The sequence below is a fragment of the Vibrio eleionomae genome (assembly GCF_009874545.1).
GTDB classification, from domain to species: Bacteria; Pseudomonadota; Gammaproteobacteria; order Enterobacterales; family Vibrionaceae; genus Vibrio; species Vibrio nitrifigilis.
The window spans coordinates 111,393-132,497 of sequence record NZ_WEKT01000007.1 but is presented as its reverse complement, the minus strand read 5'-3'; the positions used below and the strand labels follow the sequence as shown (position 1 = coordinate 132,497).

15 protein-coding genes are annotated in these 21,105 nt (G+C 42.8%); 8 read left to right on the top strand and 7 right to left on the bottom strand.

What is annotated here, in order from left to right:
- Window positions 1-13 precede the first annotated feature (13 nt).
- Entirely contained in the window at window positions 14-2,779 is a 2,766-nt protein-coding gene (locus F9817_RS06530) for a beta-glucosidase (protein WP_161154147.1), read from the top strand.
- Between the two features lie 92 nt (window positions 2,780-2,871).
- On the opposite strand, the gene F9817_RS06525 is transcribed toward F9817_RS06530, so the two are convergent.
- Window positions 2,872-3,492: a LysE family translocator gene (locus F9817_RS06525; protein ID WP_161154146.1), complete on the bottom strand. Its 621-nt coding sequence runs from the start codon at window positions 3,490-3,492 to the stop codon at window positions 2,872-2,874.
- Window positions 3,493-3,675: 183 nt separating this feature from the next.
- Between F9817_RS06525 and grxB the strand changes: the two genes are divergently transcribed.
- Window positions 3,676-4,314: a glutaredoxin 2 gene (gene grxB / locus F9817_RS06520; protein WP_161154145.1), complete on the top strand. Its 639-nt coding sequence runs from the start codon at window positions 3,676-3,678 to the stop codon at window positions 4,312-4,314.
- 125 nt (window positions 4,315-4,439) lie between these two features.
- Here the strand turns inward: grxB and F9817_RS06515 are convergent, their stop codons facing one another.
- The 4 genes from F9817_RS06515 to F9817_RS06500 all read right to left on the bottom strand — a co-directional run bounded on the left by F9817_RS06515 (window position 4,440) and on the right by F9817_RS06500 (window position 10,239).
- Window positions 4,440-6,359, bottom strand: a complete 1,920-nt coding sequence (locus F9817_RS06515) for a putative bifunctional diguanylate cyclase/phosphodiesterase (RefSeq protein ID WP_161154144.1) — start codon at window positions 6,357-6,359, stop codon at window positions 4,440-4,442.
- A gap of 24 nt (window positions 6,360-6,383) precedes the next feature.
- Window positions 6,384-6,869, bottom strand: a complete 486-nt coding sequence (locus tag F9817_RS06510) for a putative pterin-binding protein (protein ID WP_161154143.1) — start codon at window positions 6,867-6,869, stop codon at window positions 6,384-6,386.
- Between the two features lie 326 nt (window positions 6,870-7,195).
- On the bottom strand, window positions 7,196-8,737 hold the full coding sequence (locus F9817_RS06505) for a bifunctional GNAT family N-acetyltransferase/carbon-nitrogen hydrolase family protein (RefSeq protein WP_161154142.1): 1,542 nt from the start codon (window positions 8,735-8,737) through the stop codon (window positions 7,196-7,198).
- A 134-nt stretch (window positions 8,738-8,871) separates the two neighbouring features.
- Window positions 8,872-10,239 (bottom strand): L-serine ammonia-lyase, encoded by a 1,368-nt coding sequence (locus tag F9817_RS06500; RefSeq protein WP_161154141.1) that lies wholly within the window; start codon window positions 10,237-10,239, stop codon window positions 8,872-8,874.
- Window positions 10,240-10,407: 168 nt separating this feature from the next.
- On the opposite strand from F9817_RS06500, the gene F9817_RS06495 reads away from it, so the two are divergent.
- From F9817_RS06495 to F9817_RS06480, 4 genes are all read left to right on the top strand, one after another.
- Window positions 10,408-11,874, top strand: coding sequence for a protein adenylyltransferase SelO (locus F9817_RS06495; protein WP_161154140.1), 1,467 nt, complete (start codon window positions 10,408-10,410; stop codon window positions 11,872-11,874).
- 245 nt (window positions 11,875-12,119) lie between these two features.
- Window positions 12,120-13,118 (top strand): TRAP transporter substrate-binding protein, encoded by a 999-nt coding sequence (locus F9817_RS06490; RefSeq protein ID WP_161154139.1) that lies wholly within the window; start codon window positions 12,120-12,122, stop codon window positions 13,116-13,118.
- 70 nt (window positions 13,119-13,188) lie between these two features.
- On the top strand, window positions 13,189-13,866 hold the full coding sequence (locus F9817_RS06485) for a TRAP transporter small permease (RefSeq protein ID WP_161154138.1): 678 nt from the start codon (window positions 13,189-13,191) through the stop codon (window positions 13,864-13,866).
- A 3-nt stretch (window positions 13,867-13,869) separates the two neighbouring features.
- Window positions 13,870-15,231 carry a TRAP transporter large permease gene (locus tag F9817_RS06480; RefSeq protein ID WP_161154137.1) on the top strand — a complete coding sequence of 454 codons (1,362 nt, stop codon included), beginning with the start codon at window positions 13,870-13,872 and terminating at the stop codon, window positions 15,229-15,231.
- A gap of 61 nt (window positions 15,232-15,292) precedes the next feature.
- Here the strand turns inward: F9817_RS06480 and F9817_RS06475 are convergent, their stop codons facing one another.
- Complete coding sequence (locus tag F9817_RS06475; protein WP_161154136.1) at window positions 15,293-16,636, bottom strand: sigma-54-dependent transcriptional regulator; 1,344 nt, start codon at window positions 16,634-16,636, stop codon at window positions 15,293-15,295.
- Window positions 16,629-18,455, bottom strand: coding sequence for a sensor histidine kinase (locus F9817_RS06470; protein ID WP_161154135.1), 1,827 nt, complete (start codon window positions 18,453-18,455; stop codon window positions 16,629-16,631). Before F9817_RS06470 ends, F9817_RS06475 begins: the two co-directional genes overlap by 8 nt.
- Before the next feature lie 572 nt (window positions 18,456-19,027).
- Here F9817_RS06470 and tig point away from each other — a divergent pair.
- Together tig and clpP are read left to right on the top strand one after the other, a co-directional pair.
- Entirely contained in the window at window positions 19,028-20,332 is a 1,305-nt protein-coding gene (tig, locus tag F9817_RS06465; RefSeq protein WP_161154134.1) for a trigger factor, read from the top strand.
- Window positions 20,333-20,437: 105 nt separating this feature from the next.
- Window positions 20,438-21,064: an ATP-dependent Clp endopeptidase proteolytic subunit ClpP gene (clpP, locus tag F9817_RS06460; protein ID WP_161154133.1), complete on the top strand. Its 627-nt coding sequence runs from the start codon at window positions 20,438-20,440 to the stop codon at window positions 21,062-21,064.
- Window positions 21,065-21,105: the final 41 nt, after the last annotated feature.

Here is a 21,105-nt window from a genome sequence, read left to right as displayed (position 1 = left end):
TGGTGAATTAATAATGAGATTAAAACAATACGGATCCCTAATTTCTCTAGGGTTGCTTGCGTTACCAGGGATGGCACACGCAGATTATAACGGTAAGACTTGGTCACAAGTTGAAGCGCGCGTTAGTTCGATTCTCGACAACATGTCGCAATCTGAAAAGTACAGTTTTATTCGTGTCGACGATGGTCACATGATCCCATCTCTTGATCGTTTCGGTATTGACGGCACCGTCGCTTATGACTCATCAATGGGCGTTTATGTCGATAGCACTATCTTCGGTGCTAGTTATCCTTCTCAAAGTCTACTTGCTGCAACTTGGGATATAAACCGGGCCAAACAAGTGGGGATGGCTTTAGGGTATGAAACACGCTCTGCTGGTGGCGAACAAATGTTATCTCCAGTCGTGAACCTCTATCGCACTCCGTTTAATGGCCGCGCAGCTGAATCCATTTGTGGTGAAGACCCATTTTTATGTGCGGTAATGGCACCGGCAATTACCAACGGTATTCAAGTGCAAGGGGTACAAGCTGGCGCCAAACACCTGATTGCCAATGAGCAAGAAGCGAACCGCCACAATGTTGATATTGAAGTGGGTGAGCGTGCACTGCGTGAAATGTACTTAGTTCCGTTTGAATCCTTGGTTAAAAATTCGGATATCGCATCACTGATGTGTGGCTTTAACAAGGTAAATGGCGAATATGCATGTGAAAATCACCATATCATTACCGATATTGTGAAAGGTGAGTGGGGCTATCAAGGCTTCGTTCTTTCAGATTTCAACTCGATTCAAAATGCATTTGAGGGCGCTTGGGCGGGCACTGATCTAGATATGCCTTCTGGTCTCAAATTTACTGAAGATAAATTGTCGCCTTATGTGGCGAGTGGTGCGTTAACTCAAGATGTTATTGATGACAAAGTAAAACGTAATTTGCGTGCGCTAGTTCGGTATGGTTTTGATGAATCGACTTACGAAGCGCATACGCTTGATTATCCGGAATACGGTCAGGAAGCAGCATTGGATGCCGCTCGTGAAGGCATTGTGCTACTGAAAAATGAGTCCGGTAACAGCGGTCAAATTTTGCCACTTAGCAAATCAGCAAACATTGCGGTTATAGGTAACGCTGCGCAGAAAGCACCGAGTTCGCCATTTGGTACCGCAAATTCTGATCCTGATTCAGATTACGTAACAGAACTAAGCGGTTTACAACAACTGAACACCAATTCGGATAACGTCACCTTCATTAAAAGTATGTCACTCACACCAAGCACTGCTTTGTTTGAACAACCGAGTTGTACCAGCGATGATGACGAGTGTGCTGTTGGGGTAACGGTTGAATACTATGACAATACCGATTTTGAAGGTGACCCTGTCTTAACTCGTAAAGAGCTTGGAGTAAACTTTGATTGGAATGCGATGACCAACACGGTGGTTAACCCATGTACTGATGACGATGAGGATAACGATCAACAAATTGATTGCTCAACCGTTCCTACTGATGCAGAAGATGGCGTTCGAGAAATTAGTGATTTCGAGCCAACTCAAGGTTCGTTCTCGGCCATAGTACGCGGTAAGTTCCGTCCAACGATCAGTGGTAAGCATGTCTTCAAAATCCGTGGTGATGGTCCATTTAAATTGTACATGAATGGTAACCTGATGATGGAAAGTGATGGCGAACCACGTGCGTCTGATGAACCTAACGCTGTGCCAGTCACCGTAAAAACATCTGCTTTGAAAGCGGGTCGTTTATATTCTTTCCGCATTGAATACAGCCGTGAGCAATACTATCAATCTAACCTTGGTGGGATGAATGGGCTTCAATTTAGCTGGGCTTCGTTAACGCCACCATCGGATCTATCTGATTACGATGCCGTGGTTGCGGTCGTGGGTCGTAACTATGAATATGAAGGCGAAACATTGGACCCATACTTTGATTTACCTGATCAGCAAAAAGTCATGTTGAATAAAGTGATCAAAGCCAATCCAAACACGATTGTTGTTATGCATAGTGGTGGTGGCATGAACATGATGCCATGGGCAAACAACGCTGCTGCAATCTTGCATGCTTGGTACAGTGGTCAATTTGGTGGTCAAGCATTAGCTGAAATTTTATATGGTGATGTTAACCCTTCAGGTCGTTTACCTATCACTCTGGATAAGAAAATTAAGTTTAATCCTAGTTATGCTTCTTACTCTGATCCTGATGATTATGTTGGTGATGATGCGAAAACAACCATGACTTATTCGGAAGGTTTATTCCTTGGCTATCGTGGCTACGATAAATCAAGCCATAAGCCACTGTATCCATTTGGTTTTGGTTTGTCTTACACCACATTCAGTTTTTCTGATATTGCGTTGAGCAGTAGCAAGGTGTTGGATGATGATACAATGTATGTCACCTTTACGGTCACTAACTCAGGTAGCCGTGCTGGTTATGCGGTTCCAGAACTGTATATTAAGCCAATTAACCCAACGGTCAGCCGCCCGAAACATGAGCTAAAAGGTTTTAGCAAGATATACCTAGAAGCTGGGGCAAGTAAGTCCGTGACTATTCCTCTTAATGCGCGTTCGTTTGCACATTATACGCAAAGCACCGACAGCTGGGATGTGGATGCGGGTAAATATCGCATTCAAGTTGGGGACAGTTCAGATAATATCTTACTGCGCGCCACAATGACGGCAGACGATGAGATCACGATGACAACGAAAGACTCTAACCCGTTACCAGGACCGCTACAAAGTGCTGTTCAAGTTGCTAAATCAGAAGCTTACGCATACTAAGTGGTAGACGTTAAATAAATGAAAAGAGCTCTGCGGAGCTCTTTTTTTATATCTCTTTGTAACGGAGGTCATTGGGAAGCAAGTCGACATAATTAACTACAAAATAGCCAAATACCCACGCCAATCATTAAGGTTCCTGCAATGCGATTCAGTAAGCGGATATTCTTTTCTTGGCCCAGAGCCTTACGTAACCCTTTCCCCCCAGTGGCATAAAGAGACATACAAATAAATTCGGATAGCATAATGATCGAGACTAAAAACGATAACTGCGGCGTTAAGTTCATGGAGCGGTCAATAAAAGGCGGCAATAAAGAGATCATAAATGCCCAACCTTTAGGGTTGGCAATGGCAGTTACAAAACCTTGCACAATCAAATCCCAGTCACTGCCTTCAAACTGTTCATGATCATCAAAGCTAATCGCCAGCTTGCCTTTTGATAACCACATTTGAATACCAAGATAAGCTAAGTAGCTTGCGCCAACCCATTTAAATACCGTAAATAGCCATGGGTAATTAAGCATGACAGCAGCAATGCCTACTACTGCTGATATGGCAACAACAGCGACCCCAATCACTTCACCAATCATCATCCACAATGTGCGTTTATAACCGATACTCATGCCGAGCGTGAGAGCGAGAGTCATACACATACCAGGGGTAATTGAAACGAAGAAAAAAGTCGGAATAAACATTCCCAATATTGCGGTGTTCATGCAAGAAATCCATATCAGAGTGAAAGTGAGTAAGTCACGAAGCCCTGATGGGATCAGGGGTGACGGCTATACATTAATCTGATCAATCATTGCTGGCAATATAAAAATAGCGCGATAGCTCTTTTACCCGCTGTTAATCGTTTTGTGTATACTAGCGCCAGTAGAATCAATCATGGAATCTTTATGCTAACGCTTTATATTTATGAACATTGTCCGTTTTGTGCACGCGTACGCTATGTCGCGGGGTTACTACAAATCCCTTTTCAAGAAAAAGTGCTTTCTTATGATGATGTCGATACACCGACTCGGTTAGTAGGAAAAAAAGCCGTCCCAATTTTGCAAAAAGAAAATGGTGAAGCGATGGCTGAGAGTATGGATATTATTCATTACTTTCTCAGTTTACGTATTCCAGCAGCACCTGAGCTTTCATTAAGCGAAGACGTCGCCAATTGGCAAACAGAAGCCTTTCCTTTACTGCAAAAAGTCGGCTACCCGCGTTGGTCTTCACTTGGCTTAGGGGAGTTTCTGACCTTAAGTAGCCGTGAAATATGGCAAAAGAATAAAGAGACCGATGTGCTTAATTTCGAGCGTTTAATTGCAGATTCTAAGGAGATTGCTGAGCAGGTTTCTGAGCATATTGCACGAGTTGAGTCATTGCTATTTCCGTCACAGGGCATACCAACTTTGATTGATGAAGCCGTTATTTATTCTCTGCTACGTGGTTGGGTATGCCAGCCTGAGATTGAATGGCCTGAATCTGTGATGACTTGGTTGCGTCGTCGCTCGCTAGCAACAGGTGTCAGCGTTATGATGGCGGATTAACTACCGAAATAGTTCTACCTATGTAACGAATAGAACTCGCCCTTTGGGTATAGAATGCCAAGGCGTGCTGCGCTCCTTGGCATTATGATTGGTTAAGGTAGGTATGGATTCTCGAACGTCATTGATCAGTGTAAATGGTGAATTTCAGATACCGAGTTGACATCAAAGTACTGCACACAGAATTTAGCAAATTTCTGCTTTGTTATCGGTTTTGAGAAGTAATAGCCTTGATACTCATCGACACCTAACTCCATCAGTTTGTTGAGCTGACTTAACTGCTCGATTCCTTCTGCTACTACCTTAATTCCCAATTGATGCGATAAAGTGACAATCGCCGACACAAAATACTCCTGATTCTGTTTTGAGTTGATATCACAGACAAAGGATTTGTCGATTTTCAGTTTAGTAAAGTGCAAGTGGTTCAAATTATACAGTGACGACCACCCTGTCCCAAAGTCATCGAGCGACATTCTAATATTGAGTTGTTCAAGTTTTCTGATAATGGCCGAGCTACGTTCCATCTCATCTAAGGTCATTGTTTCAGTGATTTCTAGTACTATCGATTCAAGGTAATTATCTTTTGAAGCGAAAATTTTGGATAACACTTGGGGAAGATCTTCATCAAACAGTGAGTCTGAGAGGTTAATTGACACTTCAATACGGTGACTAAACTCGGCCCATTCTTGAGTCAGAGCCAAATAGACTTGTTGCATGATCCAGTGGCCCAATCGTTTCGCTACGCCGGCTTCTTCTGCAATTTGAATAATATACTGTGGATCAATGAATCCGTAGGTTGGATGATTCCAGCGCAGTAGCGCTTCACAACCTAATTTAGGTGCATGACGTGCAATGATTGGTTGGAAGCACATATACAGTTCATCTTGGCGCTTATTTTCAATGAGTTTAGCAAGCTCGCTAGTGAGCTGGCGTTTTTTGCGATGTTCCAACTCAATACGTTGACTGTAGAAAACAATAGAAGGATGTAACGTGGGTTGGCGTTTTGCAATGTTCAATGCTAAATCAGCGTTATTAAATAAATTGGCCGAACGTTTAACATATTGGTAAGCATCTTCCATGGCGTGAGAAGACGCAACGCCAAACGAGAGCGATGTTTTTTTTGTTGGGTCTATGGTCATTAGCACTTTGGTCAGTTCTATTTCTAGCTCTTTGATCATTGCTTTCGTATTGACTTGGTTTTTCACAATCAATATTGCAAATTCATCTCCTCCAACGCGAGCGCAATACATATTTGGGGTTGTGCAAAGTTCACCTAAAGCTTGAGAGACGGTTCTCAATACTCGATCGCCAAAAGGGTAGCCAAAGGTGTCATTAAGATCTTTAAATCCATTGATATCAAATAAGACCAGTGTGGATGGTGTTTGAGATTTTTTAAAACGTTTGATCAGCTGAAATAGGTAGTTACGGTTCTTTAACTCAGTCAGTGCGTCATCCCAGGCCATTTTTTGCTGGTAGGTGTTGTATTTATAGTGACGAATAGTGAGATAGGTGAGCACCACAAAAATAAAAGCCATGTCGCAATATATTTGAATGCGGGTATCTTGAATGATCTGGCGGTGCTCGATGGATTGTTGGCCAGTGAAGTTCACAATCATCAAATTTCTTATTTTGGGTAGAATCTGAGCGAGATCGTTTTTCAATTTTCCGATACCAATGCGATCCCCTTCGACAACGGCTTTCTCATGTTTTTTCAAGATAGCGAATGCTTGATGAACCGTTGCGTTGCTATCATATTGATTCCTGACTGCAGCCATTTCATCACTGGTCAGAAAGGTTTTATAACGACTCCACAAAACGTCAAATTTTAAATTAAGTGGTTTCTTAGAGGCTGTTTGATCAAGTAAATACACATCAATTTGATGGTCTAGCTCTATCGTCTCAACCTCCATTTGAGTCAGTGACCAAGCGGAAAGCTGAGTGTTTTTCGTTAGCATGTTATAGGTGTTATTAAACTTAAATAACGTCATCATCGTAAACACAAACAGTGCGAAGATGACAACCACATACCAGAGGAAACTTTTGTTCATATCAGATAGGAGCCTAACGTTTGGTTAGTGAAGCACTTCGATACGATTGACCTGCCAAACCATCCGACTATGCAATAATTCGCTGGTCAATTGGTTAGTCTGTGAGAGAGGGTAAATCACCCATAATGGTCCTTTGTCGCGCACACTCATACTTTTACCATTCATTTTAAATGCCAAAATAGGGTCGTAAGTCGGGATATCTTGATAGGGGATATTGGCCCAATAGTTATTGATTGCCCCAACTTTGATATTTTCGTTTTCGATTCCTGATTGTTCGAGCAATTTTTTCAGTGTAATACCAGTGAATTGAGTGTTTCCTTTGGTCCACGGTGTTTCAGTTGTAATAGTATCCTGAGCCATGTTCTCTAGTTGTTCCATGGTATAACTGACCTCTTGGTTATCTCCCGATACCGTGAGTACTGTATCCTCTTGAGCTTGAGCGTGACCAATAAACAATGCAATGATGGAAATAAACAAAGCCCCGCGCTTTAGTGAATGGCAAAACATCATATCTATATTACCCTTGATTTGACTCTATTAGATGTTGGAAAAGTATAGTCAGTTTTATTGATGTGTTTATTAAATTGGGGCTGGTGAGCACACGATTAAATCACTCATTAATGAGATGTAAAAATAATACTGTTATTTAATTGTTTGAAAGATAGATTGTTTTTTATTTTATCTATAGGGGTTTAACAGGCTTGTTCATAATTAGTGATAGCTAAAATAATGTGGGTAGTAGGATTAAACATCTAAATATGAGAAGTACAGCCTCATTTTAATGTATAGAGGCTGTAATAATGTGCAAGGCTGGCGTGCGACGGAAAGTCTAATGATTATTTTTCTGTATGCTGCGGTTTAGTAAAATTACCATAGAGATCTAAGCGGCGATGACGCAAGTTAGTCACCGAACCTTCGGTATTAAGTTCTTTGAGTTTGTCTAAATCAACATCCGCGAAAATAATCATTTCGGTATTTGGGCTTGCCTCAGTGATGGTGGCATCGTGAGGGAAGAAAATGTCCGAAGGTGAAAATACCGCAGACTGTGCATATTGAATATCGACATTGTCTACACGAGGTAAGTTACCAACACTGCCGCCAATTGCGACATAACATTCATTTTCTATTGCTCTGGCCTGAGCACACAAACGAACGCGCTGATAGCCATTTTTAGTATCGGTCCAAAATGGAACGAATAGAATCTGGGCGTCTTTTTCTGACATCATCCGGCCGAGTTCAGGGAATTCACTGTCATAACAAATCAGTATCCCAACGCGACCCGCATCGGTTTCGAACACTTTGACTTCGTTACCACCATCAATAACCCAATCTTTTTGCTCGTGTGGCGTGATATGAATTTTACGCTGTTCATCGACTGAACCATCGCGATGGAGCAAGTACGAAATATTATATAAGCGTCCATCTTCTTCTACCGGCATACTACCGGCAATAATATTGATGTTGTAAGACACGGCAAGTTCAGCAAAGCGCTGCTTAATTTGCTCACTAAATGAGGCGAGAAAACGAATCGCTTCAACCGAGCTTTGATCGTGTTTCAATCCCATTAGAGGTGCGTTAAAAAACTCAGGGAAGAGGGCAAAGTCTGCTTTATATCCGGAAAGGGAGCGCACAAAAAATTCAGCCTGTTCCATGAGATCTTGAACACCAACAACAGCACGCATTTGCCATTGAATGATACCAATACGAATTAACGTTTTTTCAACATCGTGAATCGATGCAACGTCTTCTTCGTAAAAAATATTATCCCATTCAAGTAGGGTGGCATAACCGCGGGAGCTGTCATCTTCTGGGAGATAGTGTCGCATGACACGTTTAACATCAAAATCGTTGGAGAGTTGGAAGGAGAGGATATGGTCGTAGATTTCTTTTCGTTTCACCTTTTCAATGTATTCTGAAACACTAAGCTCGTCGGCATAATCTTTATATCTTGGTATTCTTCCTCCAGCTAATATCGCTTTTAAGTTATTGCTGCGGCAGATTTCTTTGCGAGCTTCATAAAGGCGTCGGCCTAAACGTAAGCCACGGTAGTCTGGGTGAACAAACACATCCAAACCGTATAGTGCATCACCATGGCGTTTATGTTGAATGACATTATGTTCATCAACGATATCGGTATACACATGAGGTAGAGACATCCGGTTGTAATCGACTTTTATCGTCAGTGCTGCACCTATAATTTGTCCATTATCTTCAATACAAACTTGGCCATCAGGGAATTGATGAATTAAGTCCATAATGGTCATTCTTGGCCATGCGCCACCCACGTCTGGAAAAACTAAGTCCATAAGTTCGGCAAGTTGTGGATAATCACTCTTCTCAATCACACGCAGTGTTAGACGTGGTGTTGGATTCCTCATAAATCCTAATCCTCTGTTGCTAATCCGTTTTCATATTGAACATCTTGTTTCATCAATTCAAGGGGAATTACTAGGATTCACTGTTTATTGACGATAATAATCAACTGCTTGCCTATTTGGCGACGAAGTGACCACTATTCACACGGTGGTGCAAGGTGAATCAATGCCAAACCACCGAGTGACGTCTCACGGTATTTTTCATGCATATCTTTGCCGGTTTGGTACATGGTATCGATAACCTTATCTAGTGAGATCAAACATTTGCTGGTTCGTTTTAATGCCATTCGAGAAGCATTAATCGCTTTCATCGCACCCATAGCATTGCGCTCTATGCAGGGAACTTGAACTAGACCGCCAATCGGATCACAGGTCATGCCTAAAGAGTGCTCCATCGCTATCTCAGCAGCCATGCATATCTGTTCATTACTGCCTCCCCACAAAGACGTGAGTCCCGCGGCTGCCATTGACGAAGAGACGCCAATTTCACCTTGGCAACCTACTTCCGCACCGGAAATGGATGCATTGGTTTTGTAAAGCATGCCAATAGCTCCGGCAACAGCAAGAAAATCGCGCATCTGTTTGGTGTCGAGCTGGTGGACGAATTTGTTGAAATACATCAATACAGCGGGTATGACTCCTGCAGCACCATTGGTTGGCGAGGTGACTACCTGACCGCCAGCGGCATTTTCTTCACTGACTGCAAAGGCAAATAGGTTAACCCAATCTAATATCGCCATTGGATCATTTTCGATTGTGATATTGGCCTCAAGTTTTTTTAGTAGTGCAGGAGCACGTCGAGTCACGCTAAGCCCTCCCTCAAGCACGCCTTCTTGATTAAATCCTTTTTCCATACATTGCTGCATCACCTGCCAAATAAGATCCACTTTTTGGTCAATTTCAGCCATATCACGTAGGGTTAACTCGTTACGTAGGACCAACCCACTGAGGCTTAAACCATTTAACTCTGCCAATTTAAGTAATTCATGCGCACTGGTGAAAGGATAGGGGACTGGGTTAGAGAGCATCGGTGTAGGAGAGAGCAGTTCTTGCTCTGAGTCGATAAAGCCACCGCCAATCGAATAATAAGTCTGTTTTGCAATAGGTTGATTCTTTGCATCACTGGCGGTAATAGTTAAGCCGTTTTCATGATGGGACAGCCGAGTAGGGTGAAAAATAATATCTTGTTGAGGGTTAAATGCGATGGTGTGTTGGTTGGGCAGTGTCAGCCTATGGTGCTGGATAACGTGTTGCCATTGGTTCTTTGCTAAGTCGCCATCCATGGTATCAGGCTGTTGCCCATGTAGACCCACAATGATAGCGCGATCGGTGTGATGTCCTTTTCCTGTCAGTGATAAGGATCCGTAGAGATCCACTGTGATCTGATGGACGTTCATATTGGTTGGAAGTTGCTGTGAAAATCGTGCCGCTGCCAGCATTGGGCCGTTGGTATGAGAGCTGGAAGGGCCGACACCAATTTTAAAAATATCAAACATCGATAGCATGACAGTTTCCTTGTGTAATCGCTCCTGAGTAACACTCAGGGTGATAAATTGCTGCTGTAACTATGGCACATTAAGCACGACTCTTCTTATGTAAAGACCTAGTTATTTAGTCAAGTATTTGCTACCGTTTGGCTAACTGTTGTCAATCACTTAACGAAGAGTGTGATTATGTCTATTTGGGATTCGGTTAACGTAACGCATCGTTTTAGCCAGCTACCTTCACTGTTTTATACCCGAGTCATGCCTCAACCATTAGATAACGTCAAATGGGTTGCGTGGAATAGTAAATTGGCTGTGCAATTTGGTTTGCCAACCACACCAAATGAAGAGCTTCTCCAAACTTTGTCTGGGTTAGAGATTCCAGGCCATTTTGATCCTCTCGCCATGAAATATACCGGTCATCAGTTTGGTGTTTACAATCCCGATCTTGGTGATGGGCGTGGACTGTTGCTAGCAGAGATGACGACGCTCGCAGGGGAAGTGTTTGATATCCACCTTAAAGGCGCAGGATTGACTCCTTACTCTCGAATGGGTGATGGCCGAGCAGTTTTACGCTCAACAATCCGTGAATACTTGTGTAGTGAAGCCATGGCTGGCTTAGGGATTCCAACAACCCGAGCATTAGCCATGATAGATAGCGATACACCCGTTTATCGAGAAACGGTAGAAACCGGAGCGATGCTGGTACGTTTAGCGAATACACATATCCGTTTTGGGCATTTTGAATATTTGTTTTATAGCAATCAAATCGCTGAATTGAGACTTCTCGCAGATAAGGTTATTGAGTGGTATTACCCGGAATGTCAAACCGCTGAGTTGCCTTATGTGGCTATGTTCCAAGAGATTGTGACTCGAACTGCTCATATGGTTGCTCATTGGCAAGCCGTTGGTTTTGCTCATGGCGTAATGAATACTGACAACATGTCCATCCTAGGCCAAACCTTTGATTATGGTCCTTATGGTTTTTTAGATGATTATGACCCGACCTTTATCTGCAACCATTCTGATTATCAGGGGCGCTACCGGTTTGATCGTCAACCACGGATTGCTTTGTGGAATTTATCCGCTTTGGCTCATGCGTTATCACCACTTATTCAGCGCGATGATCTTGAAGCTACGTTAGGGCTATTTGAGACGGAACTTAATGAAGAATATAGCCGTTTAATGCGCGCAAAATTAGGGTTGTGGACTCGTGAGAAAGGGGATAGCGAACTGTTTGATGAACTCTTTACTATGCTCACCGCAAATCATACGGATTACACCCGTTTTCTTCGTCAGTTGTCTTGCCTGGATCGGGATGGAGAACAACCTGTCATTGACCTTGTGCTCAACCGTGATCAAGCCAAACAGTGGATGACCCTTTATCAAGAGCGTTGTGATTCTGAACGCGTCAAGGGAGAACCAGTGAGCGCGTTTCTGCGTTGTGAAAAAATGCGGCAAGTGAATCCTAAATTCATACTGCGTAACTATTTAGCTCAGCAAGCAATAGAGCAAGCAGAGCAGGACGATTATAGCCAAATTGAGCAATTAATGAGCGTGCTTGCCAAGCCGTTTGATGAGCATCCGAATAATGAAGATTTGGCAAAACTTCCTCCAGAATGGGGCAAGCATTTGGAGATCAGCTGTTCCTCTTAATAGGTAGAAAATGGCGGGAAATGACACAAACGCGTAATTTTCGTGGGTCATTTCCCACCCATTTTGAAAAAAACTGTGAATTACAACGTGATGATTTTTTGAACAAAAAATAGAGATCTTTTTCTAAGTTATTGAAATGAAATTATTGTTAATAAATTGTTTCATATTGGCTTGGTATTTGCTCCTCAATAGGTAGTCAACCTGCATTAAATGCTGGGCTGATAACACTATTAAGGAGAATAATAATGCTAAAACCAATGACCCTACTGACTGCCTCCATCCTTGCTGCTACAAGTTTTTCTGCGCTAGCTAAATGTGATCCCGGTGAAATCGTTATCAAATTTAGCCATGTGACTAACACGGATAAGCATCCTAAAGGCATTGCTGCTTCGCTGTTGGAAAAACGCGTTAATGAAGAAATGAATGGTAAAGCTTGCATGCAGGTTTTCCCTAACTCCACTCTTTATGATGATGACAAAGTGCTTGAAGCAATGCTCAATGGTGATGTGCAGATGGCAGCACCTTCGTTATCCAAGTTTGAAAAATTCACCAAAAAGTTCCGTATTTTCGATCTCCCTTTCCTTTTTGATGATGTAGACGCAGTAGATCGTTTTCAAAACTCTGAGTCTGGAGAAAAACTGAAGAACGCGATGAAGCGTCGTGGTATTCAAGGGCTTGCTTTCTGGCATAACGGTATGAAACAAATGTCGGCCAATAAACCACTTATTGTACCTAGTGATGCTAAGGGATTGAAATTCCGTGTACAAGCTTCTGATGTTCTTGTTGCTCAGTTTGAACAGCTTGGTGCTAATCCTCAAAAAATGTCGTTTGCTGAAGTGTATGGAGGATTGCAAACGAAAGTGATTGATGGTCAAGAAAACACCTGGTCGAACATCTACGGTAAGAAATTTTTTGAAGTTCAAGATGGCGTTACTGAAACCAATCACGGCATTCTCGATTACTTAGTAGTGACGTCTAGTAAGTGGTGGAGCAAATTGCCGAATGATGTTCGTGATCAGTTAGCACAAATCATCGCGGAAGTGACTGCAACACGTAACGCTGAATCCAATAAAGTGGAAAAAATGAACCGTCAATATGTGATTGATGCGGGGGGTGTAGTTCGTGAATTGACCCCAGAGCAACGGCAACAATGGGTGGATGCGCTGAAACCTGTATGGAAGAAATTTGAAAAGAATATTGGCTCTGATCTTATCAATGCAGCGTTAGATTCTAATCAGAAATAACCTGCTGAGCTCGTGGCCTTTCGTTAAGGGAAGGCCATTGATAACAACGATTAATAGAGCGATGTATCTTATGGAAAAGTCTTTCTTCAACAAAGTCGGCGATTTTACAGATAAAATCGAAGAGACCTTGATTGCCTTTTTTCTCGGGGCGATGACCTTACTTACCTTTATCAATGTTCTCATGCGTTACCTGTTTAACGATAACATTCTCTGGGCATTAGAACTGACCGTATTTATGTTCGCGTGGATGGTGCTTGTTGGCGCCTCATATGGGGTGAAAAAGCATTTTCATATTGGCGTAGATGTTGTTATCAACATTGCACCACCACCAATGCGTAAATTACTTGCTTTGCTGGCTGTCGCCAGTTGCCTTGCTTTTTCTATCTTACTGCTGATCGGTGCTTGGAACTATTGGTATCCATTTGCAACTGAGAGGGCATGGTATGAAACCGATGATGTTCCGATGCCTGAGATGTTGCAGTTTCTTGCTGAGTGGCTCAACGAAGGTGAGATGTATGAAAAAATGCCGCGTTTTATCCCGTATATGGCATTACCAATTGGTATGGCATTACTGACTTTGCGTTTTGCTCAAATTGCTTGGCAAATTTTAACTGGACAGTTGGATCGTATGATTGCTGGCCATGAAGCTGAAGAGGATCTTGAATCCCTCAAACAAGATCTTGCAGAGGCTGAAGAGGCGATGCCAGTGCCGCAAGCAGAGCAACAAAAAACAGGTAAGGAGAAGTAAGTCATGACAATTTTGATCTTATTTTTAATGGTCATCGGCTTTATGCTTATCGGTGTGCCGATCGCTATTTCACTTGGTTTATCTAGTGTTCTGTTTTTACTTTGGCATTCTGACACCTCGTTAGCTTCAGTGGCTCAAAGCCTGTTTAACGCATTTGAAGGCCACTACACCTTACTTGCCATTCCGTTCTTTATTTTGGCATCCAGTTTTATGTCTACTGGAGGGGTGGCAAAACGTATTATCCGATTTGCTATCGCAATGGTGGGATGGTTCCCTGGTGGGTTAGCAATGGCATCTGTTGTGGCGTGTATGATGTTTGCAGCTCTATCGGGGTCGTCACCTGCAACAGTCGTTGCTATTGGCAGCATTGTTATTGCAGGCATGGTCAAAAATGGTTACACCAAAGAATTTGCGGCTGGGGTCATTTGTAATGCGGGAACACTCGGTATTCTGATTCCACCTTCTATCGTGATGGTGGTGTATTCAGCCGCGACTGATGTTTCAGTAGGGCGCATGTTTTTGGGCGGTGTTATTCCTGGTCTATTGGCTGGGTTGATGCTGATGGTAGCAATCTATATTACTGCTCGGGTAAAAAATTTACCGAAACAACCTTTCGTTGGTTGGGGAGAAGCATTTCAAGCTGCTAAAGATGCAAGCTGGGGGTTATTACTCGTTGTTATTATTCTTGGTGGGATTTATGGCGGTATATTCACCCCAACAGAAGCTGCTGCGGTAGCTGCCGTTTATTCGTTTTTGATTGCTAATTTTATCTATAAAGACATGGGGCCGTTTGCAGATAAGAGCAATACTAAGCCTATGGTCGTCAAAGCAGTGCAGTCACTGGTGCACAAAGATACGCAGAAAACGTTGTTTGATGCGGGTAAATTAACCATCATGCTGCTGTTTATTATTGCTAATGCACTGATTCTTAAGCATGTATTGACCGAAGAACGCGTACCGCAAATGATCACTGAATCAATTTTGGACGCAGGACTAGGTCCGATAACATTCTTGATTGCTGTCAACGTGTTATTGCTGATTGGTGGTCAGTTTATGGAGCCTTCGGGTCTATTGATCATTGTCGCGCCATTGGTATTCCCAATTGCGATTGCTCTGGGAATCGACCCAATTCACCTTGGTATTATTATGGTGGTGAACATGGAAATTGGCATGATAACGCCCCCAGTAGGACTCAACCTCTTCGTGACGGCTGGTGTTGCTAAAATGTCGATGATGAGGGTAGTGAAGGCAGCCTTGCCATGGGTGGCGATTATGTTCCTATTCTTAATTATTGTGACTTATGTACCTGCGGTATCGACGTGGCTACCGACTATGTTGATGGGGCCAGAGATTATTACTAAATAGTTGGAATATTTCACTCATAAGGCCTCGCGATGCGAGGCCTTATTTTATGACTTCAAGATGGTTAATTTTCTTTAAACATCTCTTTATCTAGGCGATAACGCTGCATTTTGTCATATAAAGTTTTACGTGCGACCCCAAGTCTTTCCATGGTCTCTTTGATACTACCTCCAGTCTCAAGTAAAGCTTGTTCGATGACTGATTTTTCAAATTCCGCGACTTGATCAACTAAGTTGGTACTGACTGGAGAAGATAGTGGTGCTTCACCTAACTGAATCATTTTACCTAATAATACATAGCGCTCGGCAGCGTTACGCAGTTCGCGAACATTACCAGGCCATGCATGATTGAGTAGCGTTTGTAGAGCTTGACGATCAATCGATTGGGCTGCTTTACCGTAACGAGCGGCTGCCACGAGTAAAAAGTGATGGAATAGGGCCGGGATATCGTCTTTACGCTCTCGTAGTGGCGGAATATCAAGGGTAACGATGTTCAATCGGTAATAGAGGTCTTGACGAAACTTTCCGTCCTCTGACGCTTGTTTAAGATCGATCTTGGTTGCTGCAATAACCCGAATATCAAGTGGCAGCAATTCGTTAGAACCCACGCGTTCGATAACCCTTTCTTGCAAAACCCTTAACAAGCGAATCTGAGCTTGCATGGGCATGGACTCAATTTCATCTAGAAAAAGAGTCCCACCTTGCGCATGTTCAAATTTACCAATACGTTTGGTTTCAGCGCCAGTGAAGGCACCTTTTTCGTGCCCATAAAGTTCACTCTCAATCAAATTTTCGGGTACGGCACCGCAGTTAACCGCGACAAAGTTATTTTCCCTTCGTGAACTTTGCTCATGAAGAGAGCGGGCAACTAACTCTTTACCTGTTCCTGTTTCACCAAACAGCAGAATATCGGCATTGGTATCAGCAACATGAGAAATTGTATCGCGTAATTGTTGGATGCTTGCAGTTTCGCCGATGATACGTGGGCCGAGTGTTTGGCTTGCTTTTAGACTGCGTTTTAAACGTTCATTTTCAGTCGTCAGTTGCCGCTTTTCAATCGCTCGGGTTGTCGTTTCGATTAAGTGCTCAGGAGAAAATGGCTTCTCGATAAAATCGTAAGCACCATCATGCATAGCCTGTACGGCCATCGATATATCACCGTGACCGGTGATTAACACAACGGGCAAGTTGGGGTCTTGGTGGTGAATGGTGGTCAGTAAATTTTGCCCACTTAAACCGGGTAAGCAGATGTCACTGATGATCACCGTAGGTAACCCCTCTTTTTGAATCGCCAGCAGTGCATCCTCTGCACAGGAAAAGAATCGTGCATTGATGTCTGCCAGTTCAAAGCTCTGCTCTATGGCAGTACGCAAATCCTGCTCATCATCAATAAAAAATACATCACACATCGGCTGTCCTTAGATTTGAATCTGGTGGTGTTGATGGTTGCGATAAAACACAGGGTAAACAGATGATAAAACGCGCACCTCCGAAGGGAGAATCCTCAATCAGTAATCGACCATCGAAACCTTTAATGATCTGGTAAGAGATAGAGAGCCCTAAGCCAAGCCCATTTTGTTTAGTCGTGTAAAAAGGATCAAATAGGTGAGGTTGTTGTTCTTGGCTAACGCCAGGACCATTATCGTCAACATACACTTCAACTGTATCTTGCTGTAGAGCAAAGGAAACCATCACTTTTTTGTCACTTTGTGTGTTGAGAGCCTGCTGAGCGTTGGTCAATAAATTTATCAATACCTGCTCTAACTGAATAGGGTTAACTTGGACATTTATCGGCGATTGCGGTGGGGTGATGATCAGAGAAACTGCGTTGTTTTTAAATTGTTGCTGAATGAGTTCTTTTGCTGAAAGCACTATAGGAAACAATTGTGCTTCTACGGTTTCATGAGAATCACTTCTGCGAGCAAATAATTTTAGCTGCTCACTGATTTTCGCCATTCGTTCAGTTAAGGAGGAAATTCGAGTTAAGTTGTCATCCACTCGGTCGGTGGAGCCCCTATGCAAAAATCGCCGTGCGTTATCAGCGAAACTGCGAATGGCTGCAAGGGGGTTATTCAGCTCGTGGCTAATACTGGCAGACATCTGACCAAGCATCGCCAACTTAGCTGTTTGAATTAGTTCATCTTGAGCCTGGCGTAACGCCTGCTCGGTTTTAATTCTTTCGTCGATTTCACTATGCAGCTCTGCCGTTCGTTCCATGACTAAAAATTCCAATTTTTGTTTCGCTTCCTGCTGGATATGTTCGATTTGGCGCTGTTTAGCGCTACGGTTTCTCACGAGTAGCGTGGCTAGATAGATAATGGCAAAAAGCATTGTAAGAACTAACCCAAAGCCAAAGGTATTCCAAAACACATCTATTTTGGGGGAAAGAACGCGGATATTAAGGTCAAGTTCTGGGATGGGTCTAGTCGTGACAATCATATCACCTTGTAACCAACCTTGCTGTGGGTTCTCCCATTCAGCTGGTGAGTGAATGGTATTGGTCTTAAAACCAAGTGATGGGATGTCTTTATCTAAATACTGCCTGCTGCGGCGAATGCGATCCAATTCAGTCTCATTTAAATGGCTCACACTGCGAAATAACCACTGGGGTTGGCTCGACATAAAAATGACATTGTTATCATCGGTAGCTACAAAGTAACTGTCTTGGCTTTGCCAATTTTCCTCAATACTGTTGAGATCCATTTTTACTACCACAGCCCCGATGGTTTCTGCAGCATAAATAACAGGATAAGCGTAATAGTAACCACGTTGACCAGACGTAGAACCTAATGCGAAGTATTGGCTGCGTTTTCCTTGAATCGCTTGTTTAAAGTAAGGACGCCAGGCGAAGTTACGCCCGATAAAACTGTGTTCAGATGCCCAGTTACTGGCGGCAATAGTCGTACCTGATACATTCAGTAAATAGGTGTCTGATGCTTGAATCACCTCATTAACTTGAGCGAGATAGCGGTTAGTGACTTCAATTTGTGCGGTATTTCGCGGGGTTTTCAGTGCATCAATCAATTCTCGATCTTTTGATAGCAATCGAGGAATGTTGGCATATTTATCGAGTTTGGCAGCAATATGCCCGGAAAATCGCTCTAACTGGGCTTGATGTTCGTTGAGTAATGAGTGATAGCTATATTGCCAGACCCAATGACACCCTAACGTTAATACTAAAAGGTAGAGAAGGATAAACCAAAGATGGAAACGACGAAGTGGCTGCATAGTTTACTCAATAATAAACACGGATAGATACCCAAGTAACGTCAAGCTGCTGTTTCAGTGAGAATGTATTTACTCTTAGGAACAATCTTATAAGAAATTAGTGGTGAGTGAGAGAAGAAAGCGACATTTGGTGTTCACACTCTTGAAGGAGATCGCTTTTTGTTCATTCTGGTAAAAAAAAGCACCAAATCCCTTGAAAATCGTTTTGTAGACCCCATTTTTGAAACCATGCCATGTGACGTTGGTGCTTTTTTTAGCACTTGGTTGGGTTTTTAGGACATAACAAGGCTCAATGTCGGCAGATGCTCGACAGGAAAAGCTGAGGTCGTTAGAATGTCGCGTCTATAATTTTTGTCCTGAGACTAATCGGAGATACCTTTGTTACGTTCTATTTGAATGTAGCACGTAAAGATATCACTCATTAGTCCGATGTATGTTTTTTCAAAAATCGTACATCTACGCTCAATTTATACATTAAGTGCTCACATTGGGCACATAACATGGATGCAGTCAAAAGAGAATTTTGGCTCATGATGCTCAGCAAACTGAGCAAGTTTTGAGGTTTAAATATAATGCAAGTTACTGTTGAAACGCTAGAAGGCCTACAACGCCGTCTTAACATTACTGTTCCTGCTGCAAACGTTGAAGATGCAGTGACAGCTGAACTCCGCAACATCGCGAAAAACCGTCGTTTCGATGGTTTCCGTAAAGGCAAAGTGCCTTTGAAAATGGTTGCTAAAATGTACGGCCAATCCGTTCGTCAAGACGTTCTAGGCGAAGTAATGCAACGTCATTTCATCGAAGCGATTGTTAAAGAAAAAATCAATCCAGCTGGCGCACCAACTTTCGCACCTGTTGAAACTGAAGAAGGTAAAGACGTTGTATTTACAGCAACTTTCGAAGTTTACCCTGAAGTTGAGCTAAAAGGTTTAGAAAACATTGCTGTAGAAAAACCAACAGCAGACGTGACAGATGCTGACGTTGAAGAAATGCTAGAAACTCTTCGTAAACAGCAAGCAACTTGGACTGAAGTTGATGAAGCTGCTGGCGAAGGCAAACGCGTAACTATCGATTTCCTAGGCTCTATTGACGGTGAAGAGTTTGAAGGCGGTAAAGCTGAAAACTTCCCTCTAGAAATGGGTTCTGGTCGTATGATTCCTGGTTTTGAAGACGGCATTGCTGGCAAAACTAAAGGAATGGAATTCGACATCGAAGTAAACTTCCCAGAAGATTACCACGCTGAAAACCTAAAAGGTAAAGCAGCGAAATTCGCTATCAAAGTTCATAAAGTAGAAGCTCAAGAGCTTCCAGAACTGACTGACGAATTTGTTGCTAAATTTGGTGTTCAAGAAGGCGGTGTTGAAGCTCTTAAAGCTGAAGTTCGTAAAAACATGGAACGCGAACTTAAACAAGCGATTAAAGCAAACATCAAAGAACAAGCGATTGAAGGTCTTGTAAAAGAAAACGAAATCGATGTTCCTTCTCCACTAATCGATCAAGAAGTTGAAGTTCTACGTCGTCAAGCGGCACAACGCTTCGGTGGCAACGTTGAAGCTGCAGCACAACTTCCACGTGAACTATTTGAAGAACAAGCAAAACGTCGCGTTGTTGTTGGTCTATTATTAGGTGAAGTGATTAAAGCGAAAGAGCTTAAAGCTGACGAAGAAAAAGTAAAAGCGCTAATCGAAGAGATGGCGACTGCATACGAAGACCCATCTGAAGTGATTGCTTACTACGAGCAAAACGAACAAATGATGGACAACATGCGTAACCTGGCTCTAGAAGAACAGGCTATCGACGCGATCATTGCTGATGCAAAAGTATCTGAGAAAAAAGTTGGCTTTAGCGAGCTAATGAACGCTCAAACTGCTGCTTAATAAGCAATATATAGCGTAGAAGGTTGACGGAACGTTGACTCTTCTGCTAACAATGGTCCGTATGATATCCATCATCCGGGCCATTTATTTTAGGGATATAAGACTATGAGCAACCAAGAAAAAAACTCAATGCCATCAATTATGGATGCGCTAGTGCCGATGGTCGTCGAACAAACGTCTCGCGGCGAACGTTCTTATGACATTTATTCTCGCCTGCTAAAAGAGCGTGTTATCTTTTTAACGGGTCAAGTAGAAGATCAGATGGCGAATCTGGTTGTGGCTCAGCTGCTTTTCTTAGAATCTGAAAACCCTGATAAAGATATTTTCCTATACATTAACTCTCCTGGTGGTAGTGTAACTGCAGGGATGTCTATTTATGACACCATGAAGTTCATCAAACCAGATGTAAGTACAGTATGTATGGGCCAAGCTGCTTCTATGGGCGCATTCCTACTTGCTGGTGGTGCTCAAGGCAAACGCTATGCACTGCCAAACTCACGCGTGATGATTCACCAACCATTGGGTGGTTTCCAAGGTCAGGCTTCAGACATTCAGATTCACGCGCAAGAAATTCTGTCAATTAAACAGAAATTAAACCGCCTGTTGGCCGATCATACTGGCCAACCGCTAGAAGTAATTGAACGAGATACTGACCGTGACAACTTTATGTCTGCTGATCAGGCAGTAGAATATGGTTTAGTTGACTCGGTTCTTACTCACCGCGGTGAGTAACAATTCAAGTGATAAACTTGATGACTGCTGTGTAACAGTTT

Bases quoted from the DNA above. Each gene is read 5' to 3' on its own strand.
- F9817_RS06470 (WP_161154135.1), bottom strand. From the start codon at position 18,455: ATGCAGCCACTTCGTCGTTTCCATCTTTGGTTTATCCTTCTCTACCTT.
- F9817_RS06515 (WP_161154144.1), bottom strand. From the start codon at position 6,359: ATGAACAAAAGTTTCCTCTGGTATGTGGTTGTCATCTTCGCACTGTTT.
- F9817_RS06480 (WP_161154137.1), top strand. From the start codon at position 13,870: ATGACAATTTTGATCTTATTTTTAATGGTCATCGGCTTTATGCTTATC.
- F9817_RS06485 (WP_161154138.1), top strand. From the start codon at position 13,189: ATGGAAAAGTCTTTCTTCAACAAAGTCGGCGATTTTACAGATAAAATC.
- F9817_RS06490 (WP_161154139.1), top strand. From the start codon at position 12,120: ATGCTAAAACCAATGACCCTACTGACTGCCTCCATCCTTGCTGCTACA.
- F9817_RS06475 (WP_161154136.1), bottom strand. From the start codon at position 16,636: ATGTGTGATGTATTTTTTATTGATGATGAGCAGGATTTGCGTACTGCC.
- clpP (WP_161154133.1), top strand. From the start codon at position 20,438: ATGAGCAACCAAGAAAAAAACTCAATGCCATCAATTATGGATGCGCTA.
- F9817_RS06495 (WP_161154140.1), top strand. From the start codon at position 10,408: ATGTCTATTTGGGATTCGGTTAACGTAACGCATCGTTTTAGCCAGCTA.
- F9817_RS06510 (WP_161154143.1), bottom strand. From the start codon at position 6,869: ATGATGTTTTGCCATTCACTAAAGCGCGGGGCTTTGTTTATTTCCATC.
- grxB (WP_161154145.1), top strand. From the start codon at position 3,676: ATGCTAACGCTTTATATTTATGAACATTGTCCGTTTTGTGCACGCGTA.
- F9817_RS06530 (WP_161154147.1), top strand. From the start codon at position 14: ATGAGATTAAAACAATACGGATCCCTAATTTCTCTAGGGTTGCTTGCG.
- F9817_RS06525 (WP_161154146.1), bottom strand. From the start codon at position 3,492: ATGAACACCGCAATATTGGGAATGTTTATTCCGACTTTTTTCTTCGTT.
- tig (WP_161154134.1), top strand. From the start codon at position 19,028: ATGCAAGTTACTGTTGAAACGCTAGAAGGCCTACAACGCCGTCTTAAC.
- F9817_RS06500 (WP_161154141.1), bottom strand. From the start codon at position 10,239: ATGCTATCGATGTTTGATATTTTTAAAATTGGTGTCGGCCCTTCCAGC.
- F9817_RS06505 (WP_161154142.1), bottom strand. From the start codon at position 8,737: ATGAGGAATCCAACACCACGTCTAACACTGCGTGTGATTGAGAAGAGT.